The 20,509-nt window shown below is 68.6% G+C and carries 23 protein-coding genes and 1 pseudogene; 14 read left to right on the forward strand and 10 right to left on the reverse strand.

Going from position 1 to position 20,509, the window contains the following annotated elements; genetic code table 11:
* Nucleotides 1-331 (reverse strand): annotated as a pseudogene (locus tag KBY71_RS02785) (photosystem II q(b) protein); the annotation flags it as partial.
* A gap of 274 nt (nucleotides 332-605) precedes the next feature.
* On the opposite strand from KBY71_RS02785, the gene KBY71_RS02790 reads away from it, so the two are divergent.
* Together KBY71_RS02790 and KBY71_RS02795 are read left to right on the forward strand one after the other, a co-directional pair.
* Nucleotides 606-956 (forward strand): hypothetical protein, encoded by a 351-nt coding sequence (locus KBY71_RS02790; RefSeq protein ID WP_254927474.1) that lies wholly within the window; start codon nucleotides 606-608, stop codon nucleotides 954-956.
* Nucleotides 957-1,017: 61 nt separating this feature from the next.
* Nucleotides 1,018-1,422: a hypothetical protein gene (locus KBY71_RS02795; RefSeq protein WP_254927475.1), complete on the forward strand. Its 405-nt coding sequence runs from the start codon at nucleotides 1,018-1,020 to the stop codon at nucleotides 1,420-1,422.
* On the opposite strand, the gene KBY71_RS02800 is transcribed toward KBY71_RS02795, so the two are convergent.
* A complete protein-coding gene (locus KBY71_RS02800; protein ID WP_254927476.1) occupies nucleotides 1,401-2,366 on the reverse strand; it encodes an aspartoacylase in 966 nt (321 codons plus the stop codon). The genes KBY71_RS02795 and KBY71_RS02800 overlap by 22 nt on opposite strands.
* Nucleotides 2,367-2,444: 78 nt before the next feature.
* Here KBY71_RS02800 and KBY71_RS02805 point away from each other — a divergent pair, with 78 nt between their 5' ends.
* From KBY71_RS02805 to KBY71_RS02815, 3 genes are read left to right on the forward strand one after another with little or no spacing between them, the layout of a single operon-like run.
* Entirely contained in the window at nucleotides 2,445-3,449 is a 1,005-nt protein-coding gene (locus tag KBY71_RS02805) for a glutathione S-transferase C-terminal domain-containing protein (protein ID WP_254927477.1), read from the forward strand.
* Nucleotides 3,442-4,083 carry a DUF2301 domain-containing membrane protein gene (locus tag KBY71_RS02810; protein WP_254927478.1) on the forward strand — a complete coding sequence of 214 codons (642 nt, stop codon included), beginning with the start codon at nucleotides 3,442-3,444 and terminating at the stop codon, nucleotides 4,081-4,083. Before KBY71_RS02805 ends, KBY71_RS02810 begins: the two co-directional genes overlap by 8 nt.
* The gene (locus KBY71_RS02815; protein ID WP_254927479.1) at nucleotides 4,080-5,990 is read left to right on the forward strand and encodes an ABC-F family ATP-binding cassette domain-containing protein; all 1,911 of its coding nucleotides are present in this window, start codon (nucleotides 4,080-4,082) and stop codon (nucleotides 5,988-5,990) included. Before KBY71_RS02810 ends, KBY71_RS02815 begins: the two co-directional genes overlap by 4 nt.
* Here KBY71_RS02815 and KBY71_RS02820 read toward each other — a convergent pair.
* On the reverse strand, nucleotides 5,979-6,479 hold the full coding sequence (locus tag KBY71_RS02820; RefSeq protein WP_254927480.1) for a hypothetical protein: 501 nt from the start codon (nucleotides 6,477-6,479) through the stop codon (nucleotides 5,979-5,981). The genes KBY71_RS02815 and KBY71_RS02820 overlap by 12 nt on opposite strands.
* Nucleotides 6,480-6,620: 141 nt before the next feature.
* Between KBY71_RS02820 and KBY71_RS02825 the strand changes: the two genes are divergently transcribed.
* Nucleotides 6,621-6,839: a CP12 domain-containing protein gene (locus KBY71_RS02825; RefSeq protein WP_254927535.1), complete on the forward strand. Its 219-nt coding sequence runs from the start codon at nucleotides 6,621-6,623 to the stop codon at nucleotides 6,837-6,839.
* A gap of 38 nt (nucleotides 6,840-6,877) precedes the next feature.
* On the opposite strand, the gene obgE is transcribed toward KBY71_RS02825, so the two are convergent.
* Nucleotides 6,878-7,882, reverse strand: coding sequence for a GTPase ObgE (obgE, locus tag KBY71_RS02830; protein ID WP_254927481.1), 1,005 nt, complete (start codon nucleotides 7,880-7,882; stop codon nucleotides 6,878-6,880).
* A 38-nt stretch (nucleotides 7,883-7,920) separates the two neighbouring features.
* On the opposite strand from obgE, the gene KBY71_RS02835 reads away from it, so the two are divergent.
* Nucleotides 7,921-9,144: an ABC transporter ATP-binding protein gene (locus KBY71_RS02835; protein ID WP_254927482.1), complete on the forward strand. Its 1,224-nt coding sequence runs from the start codon at nucleotides 7,921-7,923 to the stop codon at nucleotides 9,142-9,144.
* Nucleotides 9,145-9,174: 30 nt separating this feature from the next.
* Here KBY71_RS02835 and KBY71_RS02840 read toward each other — a convergent pair whose 3' ends face one another.
* The 5 genes from KBY71_RS02840 to KBY71_RS02860 form a co-directional block, all read right to left on the reverse strand.
* Nucleotides 9,175-11,613 carry an endonuclease MutS2 gene (locus KBY71_RS02840; RefSeq protein WP_254927483.1) on the reverse strand — a complete coding sequence of 813 codons (2,439 nt, stop codon included), beginning with the start codon at nucleotides 11,611-11,613 and terminating at the stop codon, nucleotides 9,175-9,177.
* 32 nt (nucleotides 11,614-11,645) lie between these two features.
* Nucleotides 11,646-12,059, reverse strand: a complete 414-nt coding sequence (locus KBY71_RS02845; RefSeq protein ID WP_254927484.1) for a VOC family protein — start codon at nucleotides 12,057-12,059, stop codon at nucleotides 11,646-11,648.
* A complete protein-coding gene (locus tag KBY71_RS02850) occupies nucleotides 12,047-12,943 on the reverse strand; it encodes a hypothetical protein (protein WP_254927485.1) in 897 nt (298 codons plus the stop codon). The genes KBY71_RS02845 and KBY71_RS02850 overlap by 13 nt, the downstream gene beginning before the upstream one ends.
* Before the next feature lie 75 nt (nucleotides 12,944-13,018).
* The gene (hemB, locus tag KBY71_RS02855; RefSeq protein ID WP_254927486.1) at nucleotides 13,019-14,020 is read right to left on the reverse strand and encodes a porphobilinogen synthase; all 1,002 of its coding nucleotides are present in this window, start codon (nucleotides 14,018-14,020) and stop codon (nucleotides 13,019-13,021) included.
* Between the two features lie 25 nt (nucleotides 14,021-14,045).
* Nucleotides 14,046-15,029 (reverse strand): DnaJ C-terminal domain-containing protein, encoded by a 984-nt coding sequence (locus tag KBY71_RS02860; RefSeq protein ID WP_254927487.1) that lies wholly within the window; start codon nucleotides 15,027-15,029, stop codon nucleotides 14,046-14,048.
* 163 nt (nucleotides 15,030-15,192) lie between these two features.
* Here KBY71_RS02860 and KBY71_RS02865 point away from each other — a divergent pair, with 163 nt between their 5' ends.
* The 4 genes from KBY71_RS02865 (at nucleotide 15,193) to KBY71_RS02880 (ending at nucleotide 17,051) form a co-directional block, all read left to right on the forward strand.
* Complete coding sequence (locus KBY71_RS02865; protein WP_254927488.1) at nucleotides 15,193-15,639, forward strand: hypothetical protein; 447 nt, start codon at nucleotides 15,193-15,195, stop codon at nucleotides 15,637-15,639.
* Nucleotides 15,640-15,717: 78 nt separating this feature from the next.
* Nucleotides 15,718-16,176 carry a hypothetical protein gene (locus KBY71_RS02870; RefSeq protein ID WP_254927489.1) on the forward strand — a complete coding sequence of 153 codons (459 nt, stop codon included), beginning with the start codon at nucleotides 15,718-15,720 and terminating at the stop codon, nucleotides 16,174-16,176.
* Between the two features lie 65 nt (nucleotides 16,177-16,241).
* Complete coding sequence (locus KBY71_RS02875; RefSeq protein ID WP_254927490.1) at nucleotides 16,242-16,403, forward strand: hypothetical protein; 162 nt, start codon at nucleotides 16,242-16,244, stop codon at nucleotides 16,401-16,403.
* 303 nt (nucleotides 16,404-16,706) lie between these two features.
* Nucleotides 16,707-17,051, forward strand: a complete 345-nt coding sequence (locus KBY71_RS02880; RefSeq protein WP_254927491.1) for a SemiSWEET transporter — start codon at nucleotides 16,707-16,709, stop codon at nucleotides 17,049-17,051.
* 55 nt (nucleotides 17,052-17,106) lie between these two features.
* Here the strand turns inward: KBY71_RS02880 and KBY71_RS02885 are convergent, their stop codons facing one another.
* A complete protein-coding gene (locus tag KBY71_RS02885; RefSeq protein WP_254927492.1) occupies nucleotides 17,107-17,469 on the reverse strand; it encodes a hypothetical protein in 363 nt (120 codons plus the stop codon).
* Nucleotides 17,470-17,611: 142 nt separating this feature from the next.
* Here KBY71_RS02885 and KBY71_RS02890 point away from each other — a divergent pair, with 142 nt between their 5' ends.
* The 3 genes from KBY71_RS02890 (at nucleotide 17,612) to KBY71_RS02905 (ending at nucleotide 20,504) form a co-directional block, all read left to right on the forward strand.
* A complete protein-coding gene (locus KBY71_RS02890; RefSeq protein ID WP_254927493.1) occupies nucleotides 17,612-18,247 on the forward strand; it encodes a DUF938 domain-containing protein in 636 nt (211 codons plus the stop codon).
* Nucleotides 18,244-18,957 carry a pirin-like bicupin family protein gene (locus KBY71_RS02895; protein WP_254927494.1) on the forward strand — a complete coding sequence of 238 codons (714 nt, stop codon included), beginning with the start codon at nucleotides 18,244-18,246 and terminating at the stop codon, nucleotides 18,955-18,957. Before KBY71_RS02890 ends, KBY71_RS02895 begins: the two co-directional genes overlap by 4 nt.
* A gap of 371 nt (nucleotides 18,958-19,328) precedes the next feature.
* The gene (locus KBY71_RS02905) at nucleotides 19,329-20,504 is read left to right on the forward strand and encodes a class I SAM-dependent RNA methyltransferase (RefSeq protein ID WP_254927495.1); all 1,176 of its coding nucleotides are present in this window, start codon (nucleotides 19,329-19,331) and stop codon (nucleotides 20,502-20,504) included.
* Nucleotides 20,505-20,509: the final 5 nt, after the last annotated feature.

Consider the following 20,509-nt stretch of genomic DNA (forward strand, 5'->3'; position numbering starts at 1 on the left):
GACCACCGTTGTACAGCCACTCATCGAGGCTGGCGGCTTCCCAGATGGGGTAGAAGTGCAGGCCAATGGCGTTGCTGGAAGGCACAACAGCACCAGAGATGATGTTGTTGCCGTACATCAGGCTGCCGGCAACGGGCTCACGGATGCCGTCGATGTCGACGGGGGGAGCAGCGATGAAGGCAACGATGAAGCAGATGGTGGCGGCCAGAAGGCAGGGGATCATCAGCACACCGAACCAGCCCACATACAGGCGGTTGTTGGTGGAGGTGACCCACTCGCAGAACTGGTTCCACGCAGAAGCGCCTTGGCGCTGCTGGAGAGTGGTTGTCATGAGAACGAGAGAAGAGTGTTCCAGAGGAACGGGTATGGAGGGCGGTAAACCGCCAGGGCGAAAACCGCCGGACGGAATCCCGTCGCTCGTAACTGTAACGGAAGATTGCGGCATTGGTGAGAGGAGTCTGGCCTGGGTGGCCCAGGGCTGCTGATGACTCCGATCAGCTCCGCTGATGGGTGCTCTGCGGGTCAAGAGGACAAAAGAGGCGGCAATCCGTAGCCAGGGGCTCCTGACGCTGCTAGGAGTTGCCCTGCACAGGCCTTCCTCCGGCATGGCACCGCCTTCCCTGCTTCACGCCCTGCCCATCCGTGGCGCCCTGGCGGCCTTGGCCGGCACCGCCCTCCTGATCACCGGCTGCCAACGGCAGCCCTCCGCGGAGGTCCAGCGCCTGCAACAACGCCAGGAACAGCTGGAGCTGAAGATCCAGCAGCTGGAGCAAAAGCTCAACGCGGCGACTCCGGGGAATGGGGCTGACCCCGCCGGCAAGCCTCCGGCCGGAGCGATCAAGTCGCTCACCTACCGCAGTGGCACCGAGGACGATCGGCTGCGCATCTACTGGGCGGACGGCAGCAAAACGGATCTGCCCTGCACCAAAGAGCAGTCCACGCTGGTGTGTGGTTGAGCCCCCTTGACAGGCCCATGGGCCAGGGTTGAGCTGGTTCAACTCTTTGCCCTAGCGACCCATGCCCGCCCGTTTGGCTTCTGCAGCTGCAGCCGCCCTCTGCTCGGGACTGCTGGCCGGAGGGGCTGGCGGTGGCATCACCCTGATGGCCCCCCAGGCAGCCCTGGCCCAGGAGGCTCCGGTTCCCTTCAGCGCCGTTCGAGCCCTCAACCTGGCGCGCAACACCGCCATCCAAACCAACGGCGGCCTGGCGGTCTACCGCCCAGCTCAGTGCATGTACGAAACCGCCAACGCGGGGAACCAGTGCCTGATCAGTTCCACCAGCGAGGGCTACCTGTTCCGGTTCCTCGGTGGAGCCCCGGGTTGGCAGCAACTCAACTTGGCCGCCACGGTGGAAACCGAAATCCGCATTTCCAGCGATGGCCGCACCGTGCTGGGCATCGACTACAACGGCGCACCCCGCTGAGCGAGCTGGGAGGCCAGATCGGTCAGGGCCTGCTGCCACTCGGGTAACACCGGCCAGCTTTCCCGACGGGTGAGGCTGAGGGCAATGCCCTTCTCGCCGTAGGCGGCTTCATTGACAAACACGGGCCAGGCCGGCTGATCCTCCAGTCCCGGCGGCGGAACGAAGCCGATGGGTTCCCCCCCGGGACCGCTGAACACGGGGTCCCCCGGTTGGAGCGGCCACCAGTCGCGATGCTGCAGCGCCGGGTGCAGACAGGCCGCCGGGGATCCATCGGGGCGGCGGGGCAGGTCGAGGCTGCACAGATGGCGGTGCACCAGCAGCTGGGGGGGCAAGCGCAGGTCTCCGGTCTGGGCCGCGGCCAGCACCGCGAGCGCCGCCTCTACCGCCAGCTGGGTCTGGCGGCAGATCTGGGCCGTGATCACCCCCTGGGGCACGGGCCCCACCTCAATCACCAGTCCGCAGGGCCAGCGCTCCACCAGAAACCCGGTCTGGACGGTGTCGGCCTCGTGCAGATAGATCGGCAGGCCCAGCCGCGCCTGCAGGCCCGCCGCCAGGGCCAGATCGGTGGGCCGCCGGCCGTAGATCACCAGGGAATTGCCCATGGCGCTGGTGGTGCTGTGCAGGTCCAGCGCCACCAGGCACGGGACATCGGCCTCGGGGCCATGGCGGGCCACCAGCTCCCGGGCGCGCTGCAGATCCGGCCCGGCCAAAGCGGGGTCGGCCAGCAGGGCCGGGGCAAAACAGCGGTTGAGATCCCGCTCGAGGTAACGGCGGTTCTGGGCGTAAGCAGCGGGGTTGCCCACCACCAGCTCCAACTCCAAACCGCAGCTGGCCAGGGCGCCTGGCTGCTGGGACCAGTGGTCCAGCAGCCAGGGGGCATTGCGCTCGTTGCCGTGGGTGCCAGCCACCACGAGCACCCTGGCTGGCACAGGAGTCGAACGCATCAGCGGGAGGGTCGCCGGCAGGCGCTGGATTTCAAGCCCAGCCTGACGCAGATTCAGAGCCTCGCCGCCTCCCCGTCCATGGCCCCACCCGCTCCGCTGGTGCGCACCGCCCGCTCGCTCTGGCACTGGCAGTGGCAACAACTGATGGGTGGTCTGGGGCCGGCCGATGCGGAGGGCAATTACCGCCGCCCGGACGGGGCCTTCAGCGTGCTGCCCCCCCTGCCCGACGAGGCCGCCGCGGCCGATGGCCACGTGCTGATCGTGGGCCGCAGCTGCCCCTGGGCCCACCGAGCCTGGCTGGTGTGGAGCCTGCGGGGCCTCGGGGCCAGCATCAGCCTGGTGGTGGTGGACCCCGACCCGGCCGAGGGGCGCTGGCGCTTTGCGGAGGCCTTCGAGGGCTGCCACACCCTGATCGAGCTTTACCGGCGCTCGGGCGCCGATGCGGGGCAGCGGGCCACGGTGCCAGCCCTGTATTCCCGCCGCGAACGGCGCATCCTGGTGGGCGAGAGCGCCCGGCTGATCGAACTGCTCAACCGCTGGCCCTCCCCCGACGCCCCCAACCTGGAACCAGCCCCCCAGCAGGAGGCCACCGACCAATGGCGGGACCGGCTACAGAGCAGCGTCAACGATGGGGTCTACCGCTGTGGCTTCGCCCGCACCCAGGCCGCCTACGACCGGGCCGAGGCCGCGCTGTTTGAGGCGCTGGGGGACGCCGACCGTGCCCTGGCGAGGGCGCCCTGGTTGAGCGGCCCCCAGCTGAGCCTGGCGGACGTGGTGCTGTTTCCCACCCTGATCCGGCTGGAGCTGGTGTACGCGCCGCTGTTCGGCTGCAGCCGCCTGCCCCTGTGGCAGCTGCCGGCCCTGTGGCGCTGGCGCCAGCGGTTCCACGCCCTGCCGGGTGTGGCGGCCACCTGTTGGCCGGAGGCCTGGCGCCGGGACTACTTCGGCGCCCTCTTCCCCCTCCATCCCTCGGGAATCGTTCCGGCGGGACCGCCCCTCGCCACACTGGTGGAAGGTCCACCCGCTCTGGGAGGGCCAGGGGAGACCCAACCGATGCCTGATCCGGGAAACAACGATGGCTGATCCCGTGTTTGAAGGGGTCTACGGGCCCTTCACGATTGATGCCACCGACCGGCGCGAGGTGCTCGGGTACCGCCTGGGCCTCACCGCCGTGGCCGTGGGACAAGCGGGCCTGCTGCTGCAATGGCGCCAGTTCGGCCCCGGCCAGCTCTGGCCCTGGATGGTGGTGATGGCGGTGGGTCTGGGCCTGGCCCTGCGCTGGATCCACATCTACCTGGTGCCCCTGCACCGGGCCCTGCAGCTCTTCTGGCTGCTGGGCTGCGGGGGCGCCTTCGTGCTGGCGGCCCGGAGCGGCCCGGACGCCATGGTGGCGGCCCTGACCAACCAGCCCCTCTGGATCCTGGCCATCGGCCCCTTCTTCGCCGCCCTGGCGGGGGTGGGCTTCAAGGAGTTCTTCTGCTTCCGCCGTCCCGAGGCCATCGGGGTGACCCTGCTGCTGCCGATCGCCCTGCTCGGTTACCTGGGCGGCCTGCTGGACGGCACGGCCACCACCACCTTGCTGGCCCTGGAGAGCGCCCTGCTGCTGGTGCTATGCCTGCGCAAGTTCCCCATGCCCGCCGCAGCCGATGTGGGGGACAAAAGCGTGTTCGCCTACCTCAAAGCCCAGGCTGCCAACACCGAGGGAGCCGCACCTTGAGCCTGATCAGCCTGGTGGAGGCCGGCAAGGACTTCGGCATCCGCACCCTGTTTGAGGGCCTCACCCTGCACGTGGGCGAGGGGGAGCGGCTGGGGCTGATCGGCCCCAACGGAGCCGGCAAAAGCACCCTGCTGAAGGTGCTGGCCGGCCACGAGCCCCTGGGCAGCGGCCAGCGGCGCTGCGCCCCCCGCACCCGGGTGGTGCTGGTGGACCAGGAGCCCGAGCTCGACCCTGAGCACACCGTGCTGGAGCAGGTGTTCGCCGGCAGCGGTGAAAAAATGGCCCTGCTGCGCCAGCACACGGCCCTGAGCCAGGCGGTGGCGGATGCTCCCGACGACGCCACCACCCTGGCCCGGCTGAGCGACCTGCACGGGCGCATGGACCAGCTCAACGCCTGGGGGCTCGAACAGCAGTGCCGGGAGGTGCTGGAACGGCTCGGCATCGCTGAGACCGACCGCAAGGTGGGGGACCTCTCCGGCGGATACCGCAAACGGGTGGCCCTCGCCGCAGCGCTGGTGGCCGAGCCCGATGTGCTGCTGCTGGATGAGCCCACCAACCACCTCGATGCCAACGGGGTGGAGTGGCTGCAGAGCTACCTCGATCGCTTCCCAGGTGCCCTGGTGCTGGTGACCCACGACCGCTACGTGCTGGATCGGGTGACCCGGCGGATCGTGGAGGTGGATCGGGGTCTGGCCCGCAGCTACGCCGGGAACTACGCCACCTACCTCACCCACAAGGCCGAGGAGGAGGCCTCGGAAGCCGCCTCAGCCGCCAAGTTCAAGGGCACCCTGCGGCGGGAGCTGGCCTGGCTGCGGCAGGGCCCCAAGGCCCGCAGCACCAAACAGAAAGCCCGCATCCAGCGCATCGAGGCGATGCGGGAAGCCCCCCAGCGCCAGGGCCGCGGCCAGGTGAGCCTGGCCACCAGCAGCCGGCGGCTGGGCAAGCGGGCCATCACGGCCGAGGCGCTGGGGGTGAATGCGGGCGAAGGCCCCGAAGCCCGGCCCCTGCTGCGCCAGTTCAGCTACGACTTCAGCCCGGAAGACCGGATCGGCATCATCGGGCCCAACGGTGTGGGCAAGTCGAGCCTGCTGGAGGTGATTGCAGGCCGGCGCCAGCCCAGCAGCGGCAGCCTGGAGTTGGGTGCCACCGTCAAGCTGGCCTACTTCGACCAGCACAGCGACGTGCTGCTCAAGCCCGACCAGAAGGTGCTGGAGGTGGTGCAGGCCGCCGCCAGCCGGGTGTCCGTGGATGGCGAGGAGCTGAGCGCCTCCCAGCTGCTGGAGCGCTTCCTCTTCCCCCCCGCCCAGCAGCACCAGCCGGTGGCCAAGCTCTCCGGCGGCGAGCGGCGGCGGCTGCACCTCTGCCGGCTGCTGATCGAGGCGCCGAATGTGCTGCTGCTCGACGAGCCCACCAACGACCTCGACGTCCAGACCCTGAGCGTGCTCGAAGACTTCCTCGAAGACTTCCGCGGCTGCGTGGTGGTGGTCTCCCACGACCGCTACTTCCTCGACCGCACCGTGGATCGGTTGTTCTGCTTCGAGAACGGCGAGCTGCAGCGCTTCGAGGGCAACTACAGCGCCTACCTGGAAACCAGCGCCGCCCGCCAGGAGGCCGCCCGGCTGGCCAGTGCCACCCAACCTCAACCCGCCCAGGCGGCCCAAGCCCCCAGCCGCGACAAACGCCCGGCCTCCCGGCGCCGCAGCTTCAAGGAGAGCCGCGAGCTAGCCGATCTGGAGACCCAGCTGCCGCTGTGGGAGGAGCAGCGCCGCCAGCTGGAGCTGGCCCTCGGCGCAGGCGGCAGCGACTACGCCGCCCTAGAGGCACTCACCCAGCAGCTGGCGGAACTGAGCGAGCGGATCCACGGCGGCGAGGAACGCTGGCTGGCCCTGAGCGAACTAGCGGGTTGAGGGTGTGGCCATCCCTGCGGCCGAGCGCCGGCGGCGGTGGGGGTGGGCCATCTCCAGGGGGGCTCCGGCGGTCACGCTCTGCCGCGGCGGCAGCCCACACACCGGACCCGCCGGTTCTGGCAGCAACCAGGGCTGCTGCCGCACCCGTCCCCCTTGGTTCTCCGCCTCCTTCATCGCGGTGGGTTTGTAGTCGTCCGCCGCCCGATGGGCCGCCATCTGGTCGCCCATGCGGCGCAGGTAGAGGTCTTGGCACCAGGTGATCTGGCAATGCTCATAGGCCTCGCAAGCGGCCTGGAGGGACGGGAAGCGCTGGCTGACCAGGCCACTGGGCGCGCATTGTTTCCAATCCAACACATCATCGAAGCTCAGATCGCGGCGCCACTGGCGCTGCTCCGACAGATAGCAGTGCTCTTCCGGACCGTTGATCCAGAACAGGCGGCCGTTCTCGTCCATGAAGTGGCGACCGCGCCGGTGCTTGATGCGTGCCATGGAGATGCCCCAGCAATGCGCTTTTCCTGCTGCTAGCCACGGCGCTGCCGATCGGCAGCAGGCAACAGAAAGGCGCAAGGTCGGCCGGCGCCCGTAAGGTGGGCCGCGGTGAGTTCCGGCCTTAGCCAGCCGGTATCCGAAATGAAGAGCATCGACGAGCACATCCAGAAGGACCAGAGCGAGATCGAGGCCGCCCGCGCCGCCGGCGATCTGGGCAAGGTGCGACACCTGGAGGAAGAGCTGCAGGGGCTCCAGGAGTTCAAGGAACACCATCCCGAGGACAGCCACGACCCCACCCCCCTCGAAGTGTTCTGCGACCTGAACCCCTCGGCCCCCGAGTGCCGGGTCTACGACGACTGAGGGTCTCTCCAGGCCCCGATCTCGAGGGACCTGAGCCTTTAGGCAATGCCGAGCTGCTGCCACACCGCGGCCAGCAGCTCCGGCAGATTTTTTGAGGCAGCCGCGGAGATCGCCAGAACGGGCTGTTCCCCCTGGGACTTCACCTGTTGGCGCACGATGTCCAGCGCGCTCTCCAGGGCAGCGGAATCGAGCAGTTCGATCTTGTTGAGCACCACCAACCGCGGCCGCTGATCGAGGCCGTGACCGTAGGCAGTGAGCTCCTGCTGCACCACCTGAAGGTCGGCCAGCACGTCCTCGGCACTGGCATCGATCAGGTGGATCAACAGGCGGGTGCGCTCGATGTGGCGCAGGAAGTCGTGGCCGAGCCCAGCCCCCTGGGCCGCCCCGGCAATCAGGCCTGGGATGTCAGCAAACACGGTGCCATCGCCACTGGGCCGGCGCACCACGCCGAGGTTGGGCACCAGGGTGGTGAAGGGGTAATCGGCGATCTTGGGCCGGGCGGCTGACAGCACCGAAATCAAGGTGCTCTTGCCGGCGTTGGGCAGACCGATGATCCCCACCTCTGCCAACAGCTTGAGCTCCAGCTGCAGCAGCCACTCCTCACCCTCCTTGCCCTCGGTGCACTTCTCCGGCGCCCGGTTGCGGTTGCTCAGGTAATGGGCGTTGCCGAGGCCACCGCGGCCACCGAGGGCCACCAGAAGCTCATCCCCCGGGGCCGTGAGGTCGCCCAGCAAGATCGTGGTGCGAGCATCCCGGACCTCCGTGCCGCAGGGCACCTTGATCACCCGGTGATCGCCGCTGGCGCCGGTGCAGCGGTTGGGACCGCCCCGCCGGCCCTCCACCGCCGCAAACAGGCGTTTGTATTTGAAATCCAGCAGGGTCTGGAGGTTGGCGTCAGCCACCAGCAGCACGTCGCCGCCGCGGCCGCCATCGCCGCCGGAAGGGCCCCCAGCCGGCACGTATTTCTCGCGGCGGAAAGCCACGATCCCATCGCCGCCACGGCCGGCCTTGACGGCGATGCGGGCCTGATCAATGAATTGCATTGGGACAAACCTAGGATCGCGCCGTCTGAAGGCCCGTCTTGGCAGAGGTTCGCTTCCAGCAGGTCAGCAAGACCTACCCACCCCGCAGGGGCGGCGATCCTGTGGAGGTGCTGCAGCAGCTGGATCTGCAGATCCAGGACGGCGAATTCCTGGTGCTGGTGGGGCCCTCCGGCTGTGGCAAGAGCACCCTGCTGCGGCTGCTGGCGGGCCTGGAGCAGCCGAGCGGGGGGGAGATCTACGTCGGCAACCGGCCCGTGAGCCAGCTGCGGCCCGCCCAGCGGGACGTGGCCATGGTGTTCCAGAGCTACGCGCTCTACCCCCATCTCACCGTGGCCGGCAACATTGGCTTCGGCCTGCGCCGCAGCCGCAACCGCTCGGCCCTGCAGCAGCTCCAGGACAGCCTCCACCTGGCCAGCCGGCGGCTGCCCAGGCCCCTGCAGGTGCGCTCGCCGCGGGAGGAGCGCATCGCCGCACGCATCGCCGAGGTGGCCGAAACCCTCGAGCTCGATCACCTGCTGGACCGGCTGCCCAAGGAACTCTCCGGCGGCCAGAAGCAGCGGGTGGCCCTGGGCCGGGCCATCGCCCGGGCGCCGGCGGTGTTCCTGATGGATGAACCCCTCAGCAACCTCGACGCCAAGTTGCGCACCGGCACCCGCACCCAGATCGTCGAGCTGCAGCGGCGGTTGGGCACCACCACCCTCTACGTCACCCACGACCAAGTGGAAGCGATGACGATGGGGCACCGGATCGCCGTGCTCAACGCCGGCCGGTTGCAGCAGCTGGGCACGCCGATGGAGCTCTACCAGTGGCCCGCCAACCTCTTCGTGGCCCAATTCATCGGCAGCCCGCCCATGAACCTGCTGCCGGTGCAGGCCCTGGGAGCCGGCCAGCTGCAGCTGGGCAGCCGCCGGCTCACGGTGGAGGGTGTGCTGGCCGAGGGGCTGGCCGCGCGCACGGGGCAGAGCCTCACCGGAGGCCTGCGGCCCGAGCACTTCCGCCTGGCCCCAGCCACCAACCGCAATCTGAAAGCCGAGGTGAGCCACAGCGAGGCCCTGGGCAACGAACAGCTGCTCACCTGCCGGTTGGCGGAGGGCGATCACCTGGTGCAGGTGCGGGTCGGCCCCGAAGAGATCCTGCCGCCCGGATCCACGGTGCACCTGGATATCGATCCCCGCGGCTGGCGACTGTTTGATGGGGCCGGCGAGGCCCTGCCCCTGCCGCCCCCGGCCGCTGGCCAGGAACCCCTGCTCCCTCGGCTCTGATGGCGAGGGCATGACGTGGGCTCGACTGGCCTACTTCAGGTAGATCACGCTGCAGCCAGCACCGCCGTCGCCCTGCTCGGCGTCGCGTACCCGCTCCACGTAGGGAACGGTGGTGAGCCACTGGCGCAGGCCCCGCTTGAGCTTGCCGGTGCCGATGCCGTGGATCACCCAGACGGGGCCATTGGCGGCGCGCAGCCGCTCCTCCACCGCCGCCTCGGCCTCATGCACCCGCAGGCCCCGCACATCCACCGTGTTGCGCTCGGTGCGCACGTCGGGACCGCGGCCCCCCAGGCCCCGCTGGCCCTTCACCTTCACCTGCACCTCCGGCGGCGTCGGCTTCTCCCCATGCAGCCCCTCGATGCCGGCCAGCTCCAGGGTGAGCCGCAGGACACCACAGCGGACGGTGAGTTCGCGGCCGTCGTCGGCCAGGGCCAGCACCTCCCCGGCCTTGCCCAGGGACAGCACCCGCACCCGATCGCCCACGGCGGGCATCCAACCGCGGTGCTCGCGCCGCTCCGGGGTGGGGCGGTGCTGCTGCTCGAGGCTCTTGAGGCGCTGGCCGGCCTGGCGGGCGGTTTCACCCAGCGCGGAGCTGCTGGCAAGGCCCCCATCCTGGCCCTGGCGCAACCGGCGGATGATCCGCTTGACCTCGTTCTGGCCCTGGCGGATCGAGCGCTCCAGCTGCTGGCGCCGCTGCTCCTGCAGCTCGGCGCTCTGCTGGGTCTGCTGCTGCCAGCGCAGCAGCAACTCCTCATGCAGCAGCTCGGTGCGGGCCAGCAAGGCGGCGGCCTCCTCAGCGGCCTCCTGCTGGCGCTGGCGCTGGTCTTCCAGGCCGGCGATCACCTGGTTCACCTCCCCTTCGCCCAGGGGCTCCAACTGGGAGGCCGCGAGCTCCAGCACCGGCTCCCCCAACCCCAAACGGCGGGCAATGGCGAGGGCATTGCTGCGGCCGGGGATGCCCCACTGCAGGCGATAGGTGGGGGAGAGGGTGTCCACATCGAAGGCCACCGAGGCGTTCTCAAAGCGGGGATCGCTGTATTTGAGGGCCTTGAGCTCGCCGAAGTGGGTGGTGGCGATGGTGAGGCGGGCCCGATCGGCCAGATGCTTGAGCAGCGCCGTGGCCAGGGCTGAACCCTCCAGGGGATCGGTGCCGGCACCCACCTCATCGAGCAACACCAGCGCAGCGCCAGGCCCTGGGCCCCCATCGGACGCCGGGTCCCCGTGATCCGGCAGGGCTTCGAGGATGCGGGCGATGCGGCGGATGTGGCCGCTGAAGGTGGAGAGGTTCTGCTGCAGGGATTGCTCATCGCCAATGTCGGCGAGCACCTGGGCGCACCAGGGCAGCCGTGGCGTGCCACTGCAGGGCAGGAACAGCCCGGCCCGGGCCATCAGGGCCGCCAGGCCGACACTCTTGAGGGTGACGGTCTTGCCGCCGGTGTTGGGGCCCGTGATGGCCACCACGCGCAGGTCGGGCCCCACCTGCAGGCTCACAGGCACCACCGCATGGCCGGCCTCACGCTTGTGCTGCCAGACCAGCAGCGGATGGCGCAGGTCGCGCAGCTCGAAGGGAGCCTCGGGCCCAGCCACCAGCTCGGGCCGCACCGCCCCCAGCCAGGCGCCGTAGCGGGCCCGGGCCAGGCCGGCATCGAGACGCCGCAACACCTGTTGGAGGCCCTCGAGGGCTTCCGCCTCCTCCCCCACCTGACCACTCAGGGCCGTCAGCACCTCCAGCTCCAGGTCCCGCTCCCGCCCCTCCAGCTCGCGGATGCGGTTGCCCAGGGCAATCACCGCCTGGGGTTCGATGAACACCGTTTGCCCGGATGCCGAACTGTCATGCACCAGCCCGGGCAGCTGGGCGGCGGCACCGGCCTTCACCGCCAGCACGGGCCGGCCATTGCGCTCGGAAATCACCGTGTCCTGCAGCATCGCCCCACAGCGACGCAGCAGCTCCTGCAGCCGCTCGCGACGATCGGCGCGCACGCCGAGCAACTGGCGCCTCAGCCCCTCCAGGGGCGGGCTGGCCCGATCGGCCACCCGGCCACCCTCCTCGAGGCAGAAGTGCAGGCGCTGCTCCAGCTCCGGCAGGGTGCGCAGGTCGGCCACCAGGGCCGAGCACACCGGCCGCAGCTCGGCATCATCGATCTGGCGCCGCAGCCGGCGGGCCGCTGCCAGGGTGCCGGCCAGGGCCAGCAGGTCTTCGCCGGCGGCGGTGCCGCCCTTGGCGCAGTGGGCCACCAACGCGGCGATATCAGCCACCCCCTGAAAACTCAGCCCCCCCTCCAGCAGCCCATCGAGGCCCAGCAGCTCGGTGGTTTCAGCCAACAGGGCCTGGCTGGCCGCCAGGGAGTCGGGCAGCGGCAGGGCCTGGCAGGCGCGACGGCCCGGCGCGGTGCTGGCAAAGCTGGCCAGCTGCTCAGCCAGCCGGGGCCACTCCAGCAGCTCCAGCGCTTCCTGTTGAATCGGCGCCACTTGGAGGAGCGCTGCAGGGGTGGAGGGTGTGCTCACCCGGCCAGGTTGGAGGGGATACCGCCGGGGGGCTCATAGAGCATCTCCAGCCAGTTGCCTTCCGGATCCTGCAAATAAAAGCTGGCCGTGCCGTCGCGGTGATCGTGCACCGGGCCGCAGCTGCGACCGGCCGCCACCAGCTCGGCGTGGACCGCATCCACCTCGGCCCGGTCGCGAAAATGGAAGGCAAAGTGGGGGCCGGCGGCCTTGTAAGCAGGACTGAGCAGGGCGATGCCGGTGCCGCCGCCGGGCCACTCGAGATAGGCCCAATCGGGGGCGTCCCAGGTCAGGGTCAGCCCCAGGCCCCGATAAAACGCCTTAGCGCGTTCCATATCCTGCACCCTCAGAGCCACATGGCCGAGGCGATGGACGGGCGCTGCATCCATACCGGAACCATTCACGGGTTCCATTCTGGTTGACGGCGCCGACGGTCGAGACGTTCTGCCAATCCAACCACCAAGAGCAACCAGGCCGTACCCGCCAGGGTGAGCAGGGTGTAGGTGGCTGGGGGCGCAGGAATCACAAAGGGCAGCAGGGCCAGGCCAAAGGCCGGAGGACAGCGGAGCTGCGATAACCGCAACAGCAAGGCCGTGGCCAGCATCGCCAGGAAGGAGGCCAGGGGCACCACCCCCAAGACCTGCACCAGGGCAAGGCCCGCCGCCGCCGCGCCACCGGTGACCACCAGCACGGCGAGGGGGCGGCCCAGCCAGGGGCAATGGTCGCGATCGGCCAGCATGTCCCAGGCGATCACCAGCAGGGGCGGATAGAGCACCAGATGGGAGCCCAGCAGCTGCACCAACACCAGCGCTCCAGCGAGGAAGACGGCCAGGGGCCAGAGCCAGGGCAGGCGCCATGGTCCCGGCCGCGGTGACGCCGCAGGGGGGGCTGGCGTCGGGATGGGTGCCGTCGGAATGGCGGGAGCCAGGGAGGCGCGCAAAACCACCAGCAGGGCCAACCCTCCCGTGCCCGCGAGGATGGCCAAGGGGTACATCCAACTGGTGATTCCCAGGGCCAGCGGCAGGATCCCTGCCGAGATGGCCGGCACGATCGGCGAACGCAGGGCCCTGATCACCAGCAGACAGGTCGCCAGATCCAACACCACCGCCAGGGGGCCATAGGGCAACAGGCGGGTGATCAACACCCCCAGCAACGCCGTCACGACGGGCGTGACGGCCAGCAACACGGGAGCACGGGCCCAGCGGCCTCCGGGATCGGCAAACACCACCGAGGCCAGGGCCCCCAGCTCTGGGAACAACAGAAAACCCACGCCGGTGGCCCTGACCAGGGCCGTCATCAGGGCCAGGTACAGAGCCGCGGCCAGAACAGGCCCAACCCAAGGAACGGACTTCAAATCAGGCCCGCCTTCCCATCAGCCCTGGCGCAGCCAGGCGGCCGCATCACAGGCGTGATACGTGAGGATCAGATCGGCCCCAGCCCGCTTGAAGCAGAGCAGGGTTTCCAGCACCACGGCCCGCTCGTCGATCCAGCCCTTTTCTGCGGCGGCCTTCACCATCGCGTATTCGCCGCTGACGTTGTAGGCGGCAATCGGCAGCTCGGTTTCGCCACGCAGCCGATGAATGATGTCGAGGTAGGCCAGGCCGGGCTTCACCATGAGGATGTCGGCCCCTTCCTGCTCATCGAGCAGGGCCTCGGTGAGGGCTTCGCGGCCGTTGGCCGGATCCATCTGGTAGGTGCTCTTATCGCCGGGGATCGGCTTGCCGGCGGCAGCGCGGGGGGCTGAATCGAGGGCTTCGCGGAAGGGGCCGTAGTACGCGGAGGCGTACTTGGCGGTGTAGCTGATGATCCCCACATGCTCGAACCCCTCCTCATCGAGGGCTTCGCGGATGGCGCCGACGCGGCCGTCCATCATGTCGCTGGGGCCAATCAGATCAGCACCAGCGCGGGCCTGGGCCACGGCCTGGCGGCAGAGGATCGCCACGGTTTCGTCATTGAGCACCACCCCCTCACTGCTGACGATGCCGTCGTGGCCGTCGCAGGAGTAGGGATCGAGGGCCACGTCGGTCATGATCGCCATGCCGGGATGCGCCTCCTTGAGGTGGCGGATCGCCCGGGGGATCAGGCCGCCCTCGTTGAAGCATTCGGCGCCATCTTCGGTTTTGAGGCCATCGGCCACCTTGGGGAAGAGCACCACGCAGCGGATGCCGAGATCCCAGGCCCGGCCCGCCTCCTGCACGAGTCCTTCCAGGCTCCAGCGCATGGCCCCGGGCATGGCCCCGATCGGCTCGTTGGTGGCGCCCTCATGCACAAAGAGCGGGTAGATGAAATCGGCCGCACTGAGGTGATGCTCCCGCACCATCGCCCGCAGGGCCGGGGTGCGGCGCAGACGGCGGGGACGGTAGGTGAGCTCCATGGCGGCGATCTGGCTGGGGCGGATCCTAGAGACGGGCCGCCTGGATCCATCCCGCACGGGGATCGGCACTGCGGGCAGCGCGCAGCTGCTCCAGCAGCCGCCGCTCCTCGGCACTGAGAGGCTCGGGCAGTTTGAGCACGGGCGTGAGGAGCAGATCGCCACGGCCGTCCTTGAGGGGCCAGCCCTTGCCCTTGAGCCGCAGGCTGCGGCCCAGGGTCATGCCCGGAGGCACCTGCACCGAGGCCTCGCCATCGGGCGTGGCCACCCGCACCTCGCCGCCGAGGGCCAGCTCATCAAGGCTGAGGGGCAGCTCGGCCCGCAGCTGGTCGCCGTCCAGCTTCCACACCGGATGCTCCTGCATCTGGAGGTTGAGGTAGAGATCGCCGCGGCGACCGGTGCCGGGCTGCAGGTTGCCCTTGCCCTTGAGCCGCAGACGGCTGCCGTGCTTGACGCCGGGCGGGATCCGCACCTGCACCCGCTCCTCATTGACAGCCAGGGTGCGTTCCGAGCCGCGGAACGCATCGGCAAAGGACAGGCTGATGCTCACTTCGGCATCGAGATTGACCGGGCTGCTGCGGGCCCCACCCGGTACGCCACCCCCAAAGCCAGGACCGCCAAAGCCCCCGGGGAAGCCGGAGCCAAAACCAAATCCTCCCGGTGCCCCCCCGCTCGCCGGACCACCGAAACGCCCGAGCAGGTCGTTGATGAAGTCGTCGAAGTTGCCGTAGCGACCGAAGTCAACGTCAACACCTGAGCCGCCGGGACCACCCCCCGCCTGGCTCCAGTACTGGCCGAATTGCTCGTAGCGCCGGCGTTTTTCGGGATCGGACAGCACCTCATAGGCCTCACTGACCTCCTTGAACTTGGCCTCAGCCCCCGCATCTCCAGGATTCACATCCGGGTGGTATTGGCGCGCCAACTTCCGGAACGCTCGCTTGATCGTGTCGGCATCGGCGCCACGCTCCACGCCCAACACATTGAAGTAGTCGCGGTAGCCGTTCGCGCCCATCGACCTGGTGTCCACCGCCGTGCACCCAGTGTCTCAGCCCCTGGCACCGACCGCCGACGCCCGAAAGGGCGGAAGGCCGAACGCCTCCTCCTCCGGATTTGCCCACAGACCATGGGCCGCACCGCTCGCCAGGCCTAGCCTCAAAAGCCCCCAGCGTCTCCGGATGGCCGCTCTCGGTTCCCTGCGTTCCAGCCTGTTGATCGGCCTGAGCACGGTGCTGCTCGGCTTCACGGCCACCGCCAGTGCGGGCAGCGGCGTCCAGGGCCTGGGCAGCTCCACCACCCCCAGCCTGGGCGAGGCCCTGGAGGCCTCCACCCCCGAACAGAAGGCCCTCAGTGCCCACCTGCGGGCCAAGGGCGCCATCTTCTACGGGGCCTGGTGGTGTCCGGCCTGCTTCCAACAGAAAAACCTGTTCGGCAAGGAGGGCGGCAACACCCTGCCCTACGTGGAGTGCGACAAGAGCGACGACGGCCGGGCCCGCTGCGTCGCCGCCAACATCCGCGCGTTCCCCACTTGGGACCTGGCGGGCAAGGAACGCCGCGAAGGTGTGCAGACCCTTGAGGAGCTCAAAATCTGGAGTGGCTTCTCCTCAGCCCCGAAGCAACCCTGACCCCCAGCAACCCTGACCCAAGCTGACCTGACCCAAGCTGACCTGAGCCAACCCCCAGTGCCCGATCGACGCTTTCCCATGGCCCGCTCCCAATCGATTTCGGCTCCCATCCCGTCGCCTCGCCTGAGCACGCCAAGCCTGACCAAGCCACGCCTGACCCCCGGCCTGGCCCCGTCGCTCCTGGTGGCCGTCCTGGCGTTTCTGAGCCAGGGGGCCCAGGCCCAAGGCCTGGCGCCCATGGTGGGGGCCAGTGCCATCCAGGGGACCCTCCAGGGCACTTCCACGCCGACTTACACGGGCGTGCTCGACAGGGCGCGCACCACGCTGGGCACGGCCACCAGTGCTCAGGCCGGAGGCGGTGCGGCCGCAGCCACCGGAGCGCCCACGGGCGGGTCTGACTCAGCAGCTCAGGCTGGGCCCAACCTGGCCAGTGGCGCCCCGAGCGGGGCCTCCGTGAATGGTCAACGGATCCCGCTCTGCTCCCACGGCGGCCCCTGCCAGGGGGCGATGCTGAGGGCCATGGGGCAACAGCCTTGATCCCAGGGGCTTGCAGCCCCCTCCAGGCGGCTTTAAGAGGGGTCTGGACCCTGCCACGTTGATCGGTGCTCGACATCACCACCCTGCGCAACGAGTGCATCCAGGTCTGCCTCGAAGCGGACGGCATCCGCTGCTGCTGCCTGGTGTCCTCGTACCACCTGGCGGAGTCGAAGCTCCCCCAGCTGAGGGCCGCCATCACGCGCCAGGCCACCGCCAGCCCAGCCTGACCAGCCGATCAATGGCCTCAATCAGGCGGGACTTCACCCCTGGGACGATTCAGGCTGAAGCTTGCAGATGAAGCTTGCAGATCAAGCTTGAAGTGGTGGAGCGGATATTGGGCCTGGCTACCTAGACCCATCAACAGGGCCACATCAGATGGGATGACATTAAAATCTATCGATCTCTCAAGAGATATTGATTCGAACTCATAGACCCAAAGACACCCAGCCTTGAACACCCATTCAAGGACTTTTAGAATTTTTCAACTGCAATCTCAACTTTGCGTCCAGAACGCCCTCTACCACCCCGCCATGAGCCAGCCATCATCCGCCATTGAAATCCTTGGCTACGTGGCCGCCTCCCTGACCACCTCAAGCTTCATTCCCCAGGCGATGAGAACGCTTAGCAGCAGCGATACCAGGGGGATTTCGCTCAGCATGTACACCTTGTTCACCAGTGGAATCGCCCTCTGGCTGATTTATGGAGCGCTGACAGGGAATGGCCCCCTCATCATCGCCAATGCGATCACCGTTGTACTCTCCGGGCTCATCCTGCAACGCAAGCTGGAGAATCATCGCGGGGACAATGGCGGCAGCCCCAACTCCGGCGATCGCAAGACGGGCGGCAAACGGAAGAGGATCAAGCTCAGAACCTAGCCAAATACTTAACCAGAGCTAACGAGAGCCCCTGGAATCACTTCGACAGCGAGCGCTAGGTGCCGACATAGGCCGGGATGATACTGAATAGAATGGCAAGCGCCAGAGCCGCCAAACAGTTTTCCAGGCTTCGCAATCCGGCAAACAAATGATTGACATCATTGCCGCTCGTTTGGGTGATCCTATACAACTTTGAGCTGCTCAGGTAGAGGGCGTAGCAGGAGTAGCCAGCAGCAGCGAAAGAAGCCACCCCAAACATGACCTCTTGCCAATTTTGGCCAGAAAAACTCGGAAGGCTAGACGCAGCCTTGAAAACAACGAGAGCAGCAATCGCCATGGCAGCGATTCTCTGCTTGGCCACAAGCTGCCGAAACTCGACATCTTGCTTTGGAGTGAATTCCAGCTGGGATTTTGACATCAAGCCAGTCTTGCCTTTGGGGCCAGCGTAGGCCGCCCAAGACAGGCTGGTTCAGCCTTGACCAGCCCTTTCCCAACCACGAACAATGCCCTCTACAGGGCCCCAGGCCCCCCAAGATGGATGAACCCATCCCCGGCAGACGGTGCTGCACTCCCCCGCCTGCGAACGCAACAAAGGACCAATCCTGGCGATGCTGCAGGACTGGCTCCCTGAGGGCGCCCAGGTGCTGGAGATCGGCTCAGGCAGTGGCCAGCATGCCGCGTTCTTCTGCGGGCAGGTGCCGGAGTTGGTCTGGCAGCCCAGCGAACGGGAGGGCGTCCTGGCGATGCTCCAGGCCCAGCTGGTGACCCCCAACCCAATCCCCCTGGCATTCGGTGCCCGGCTGCTCCCACCGATCCCGTTGGATGTCACCGAGGCTGGGCAGTGGCCCCACCAGAGCTTCGACGCCGTGTTCACGGCCAACACCTGTCACATCATGCCGGCCCTGGCCCTGCCCCAGCTGCTGGCCGGTGCCGCCCGGGTGCTGGTGCCCGGCGGGCTGTTGCTGCTCTACGGCCCCTTTCACGACCGGGGCGTCCACACCGCCGCCAGCAACATCGCCTTCGACGAGCACCTCCGCAGCCTCGATCCGGCCATGGGTGTACGGGATGCGGTGGAGCTCCAGGAGCAGGGTGCCGCCCTGGGCCTCCAGCCGCTGGCTGATGTGGCGATGCCCGCCAACAACCGCACCCTGATCTTCCAGCAGGCGGCCTTGAACGCCAGCCGACTCCAGCCATGACGCCCCAATCCACCCCTGCGGCCTCCGTGTTCCGCCCGGCCGCCGAGCGCTTCCACAGCCAGCTCGACTGGCTCGACAGCTGGCACTCCTTTTCCTTTGGCGGCCATCACGATCCCGCCTGGATGGGATTTGGGCCGTTGCGGGTGATCAACGACGACACGATCGCCGCTGGCCGGGGCTTCGGCATGCACCCCCACCGCGACATGGAAATCATCACGGTGATGGTGGACGGCCAGCTCGAGCACCGCGATTCCATGGGCCACAGCGAGGTGCTGCGGGCCGGCGAGGTGCAGTGCATGGGCGCCGGCACCGGTTTGGTGCACAGCGAGGTGAATGGGGGCGAGCGGGCCTGCCGGCTGCTGCAGATCTGGATTGAACCCAGCCAAGTCGGCCTGTCCCCGACCTACGCCCAGAAGCCCTTCTCCATCGGGACTGACTGGACGCCGATCTTGGATCCCGAGCAGGGCGGCGGCGCCCTGGCGATCCAGCGCCCTGTGCGGCTGTGGCGGGCCCAACCGGAGGCTGGCCAGAGCCTGCCCCTGGCGATCACGGCTGGACGTCAGGGCTGGATCCAGCTGATCAGCGGTGGTGGCCAGGCCGCAGGCCGCACCCTCGAACAGGGCGATGGGCTCGGGTTTGAAGCCGGCGCCCTGGACCACTTCACGGCAACCTCCGGCGGGGCCGACCTGCTGCTGTTCGAACTCCACTGAACGGCGGAGGGCCATCACGGTGGCTCCGCAGGGGCAAATCCGGCTGAACGGCCCACTAAAAAGGCCCCTTCCAGGGCCCATGGGTCATTTGGGTGATAAGGCTGACCTCACCCCATCTCCCTTACAGGGTCAGGCAGCCACAGGGGCGGTCTGACGGGAGAAACGAACGATGTTGTTCGCTGTTACGGGTTCGCTCTTACCGAGCAGGCTTCAGTCACCCTCCTTATACCCCGTCGAAACCATTGCAGCCCCGGGATGGGGGAATGGAGCTGAGCGGAATCGAACCGCTGTCCGAAGCACCGGTGTGAGCCACCTAGTCCGGCCGAAACCGGACTGGTTCATTGTGGCAGCAGGCACGGGCTGACGCAGGGGTGGGCATCACCGAACCAAACGCCAACCAGATCAGTGGCATCGCGGTGGTGCCACCGGGCCTCGAGGACGCCGCGGCGGCCGAGCTCACGGCCCTGGGCTGCCACGCCGTCTCACCCCTGCGCCGGGCCGTGCGCTTCCAGAGCGACCTGGCTGGCTACTACCGCCTGCACCTGCAGGCCCGGTTGCCCTTCCGCCTGCTGCGGGAGCTGGCCCAGTTTCCCTGCCGGGGCCGCGACGACCTCTACGACGGCGTGCAGCGCGCCGCCGACTGGGCCCGCTGGCTGCCCCCCGGCACCACCTTCCGGGTGGACGCCACCGGCACGGCACCCGGACTGAACCACAGCCACTACAGCGCCCTCCAAGTCAAAAACGCCCTGGTGGATCTGCAGCGCCAGCAGTGGGGCGCCCGTTCCTCGGTCGACCTCGACGATCCGGACCTGGCCCTGCACCTCCACCTGGGCGGCGCCGGCAGCCGGGACGGCAGCACGGCCACCCTCAGCCTCGATGGCAGCGGCGGCAGCCTGCACCGCCGCGGCTACCGGGCCGCCATGGGCCTGGCGCCACTGAAGGAAAACCTCGCCGCCGGCCTGATCGCCCTCACCGGCTGGGATGGGCGCATGCCCCTGGCCGATCCCCTGTGCGGCTCCGGCACCCTGTTGATCGAGGCGGCCTGCCTGGCCCTGGGCAAGGCGCCGGGCCTCGGGCGCCCCTTCGCCCTGGAGCGCTGGCCCGACTTCGACCCCCAGCTCTGGCAGCAGGAGCGGGAGGCCGCCGCCGCCCTAGCCCTCCCGCCTGAATCCCCCCTGCCCCCGATCGTGGGGGTGGAGCAGGACGCCGGGATCCTGGAGCAGGCCCGCCACAACGCCAAGGCAGCCGGCGTCGCCGCGGCCCTCGATCTGCGCCAGGGCGACTGCCGCGACTTTGAGCCGCCGCCAGGCCCGGGGATCCTGGTGTGCAATCCCCCCTACGGCGAGCGCCTGGGCGAGCAGGGAGCCCTCGAGCCCCTCTACGCCGACCTGGGGCGGATGGTGAAGGAGCGCTGCAGCGGCTGGAGCCTGTGGCTGCTCAGCGGCAACCCCGAGCTCACCGGGGCCCTGAAGATGAAGGCCAGCCGCCGCATCCCGATCAGCAACGGCGGCATCGACTGCCGCTGGCTGCACTATGAAATCCGCTGACAGCC

Origin of the sequence: Cyanobium sp. T1B-Tous, assembly GCF_024345475.1 — a bacterium.
Taxonomy (GTDB): domain Bacteria; phylum Cyanobacteriota; class Cyanobacteriia; order PCC-6307; family Cyanobiaceae; genus Cyanobium_A.

Excerpts from the sequence above, each read along its gene's own strand:
- KBY71_RS02870 (WP_254927489.1), top strand. The coding sequence starts at position 15,718 with ATGGCCCGCTCCCAATCGATTTCGGCTCCCATCCCGTCGCCTCGCCTG.
- KBY71_RS02795 (WP_254927475.1), top strand. The coding sequence starts at position 1,018 with ATGCCCGCCCGTTTGGCTTCTGCAGCTGCAGCCGCCCTCTGCTCGGGA.
- KBY71_RS02825 (WP_254927535.1), top strand. The coding sequence starts at position 6,621 with ATGAAGAGCATCGACGAGCACATCCAGAAGGACCAGAGCGAGATCGAG.
- KBY71_RS02895 (WP_254927494.1), top strand. The coding sequence starts at position 18,244 with ATGACGCCCCAATCCACCCCTGCGGCCTCCGTGTTCCGCCCGGCCGCC.
- KBY71_RS02845 (WP_254927484.1), bottom strand. The coding sequence starts at position 12,059 with ATGGAACCCGTGAATGGTTCCGGTATGGATGCAGCGCCCGTCCATCGC.
- KBY71_RS02850 (WP_254927485.1), bottom strand. The coding sequence starts at position 12,943 with ATGACGGCCCTGGTCAGGGCCACCGGCGTGGGTTTTCTGTTGTTCCCA.
- KBY71_RS02885 (WP_254927492.1), bottom strand. The coding sequence starts at position 17,469 with ATGTCAAAATCCCAGCTGGAATTCACTCCAAAGCAAGATGTCGAGTTT.
- KBY71_RS02880 (WP_254927491.1), top strand. The coding sequence starts at position 16,707 with ATGAGCCAGCCATCATCCGCCATTGAAATCCTTGGCTACGTGGCCGCC.
- hemB (WP_254927486.1), bottom strand. The coding sequence starts at position 14,020 with ATGGAGCTCACCTACCGTCCCCGCCGTCTGCGCCGCACCCCGGCCCTG.
- KBY71_RS02860 (WP_254927487.1), bottom strand. The coding sequence starts at position 15,029 with ATGGGCGCGAACGGCTACCGCGACTACTTCAATGTGTTGGGCGTGGAG.
- obgE (WP_254927481.1), bottom strand. The coding sequence starts at position 7,882 with ATGCAATTCATTGATCAGGCCCGCATCGCCGTCAAGGCCGGCCGTGGC.
- KBY71_RS02800 (WP_254927476.1), bottom strand. The coding sequence starts at position 2,366 with ATGCGTTCGACTCCTGTGCCAGCCAGGGTGCTCGTGGTGGCTGGCACC.
- KBY71_RS02810 (WP_254927478.1), top strand. The coding sequence starts at position 3,442 with ATGGCTGATCCCGTGTTTGAAGGGGTCTACGGGCCCTTCACGATTGAT.
- KBY71_RS02805 (WP_254927477.1), top strand. The coding sequence starts at position 2,445 with ATGGCCCCACCCGCTCCGCTGGTGCGCACCGCCCGCTCGCTCTGGCAC.
- KBY71_RS02790 (WP_254927474.1), top strand. The coding sequence starts at position 606 with ATGGCACCGCCTTCCCTGCTTCACGCCCTGCCCATCCGTGGCGCCCTG.
- KBY71_RS02865 (WP_254927488.1), top strand. The coding sequence starts at position 15,193 with ATGGCCGCTCTCGGTTCCCTGCGTTCCAGCCTGTTGATCGGCCTGAGC.
- KBY71_RS02820 (WP_254927480.1), bottom strand. The coding sequence starts at position 6,479 with ATGGCACGCATCAAGCACCGGCGCGGTCGCCACTTCATGGACGAGAAC.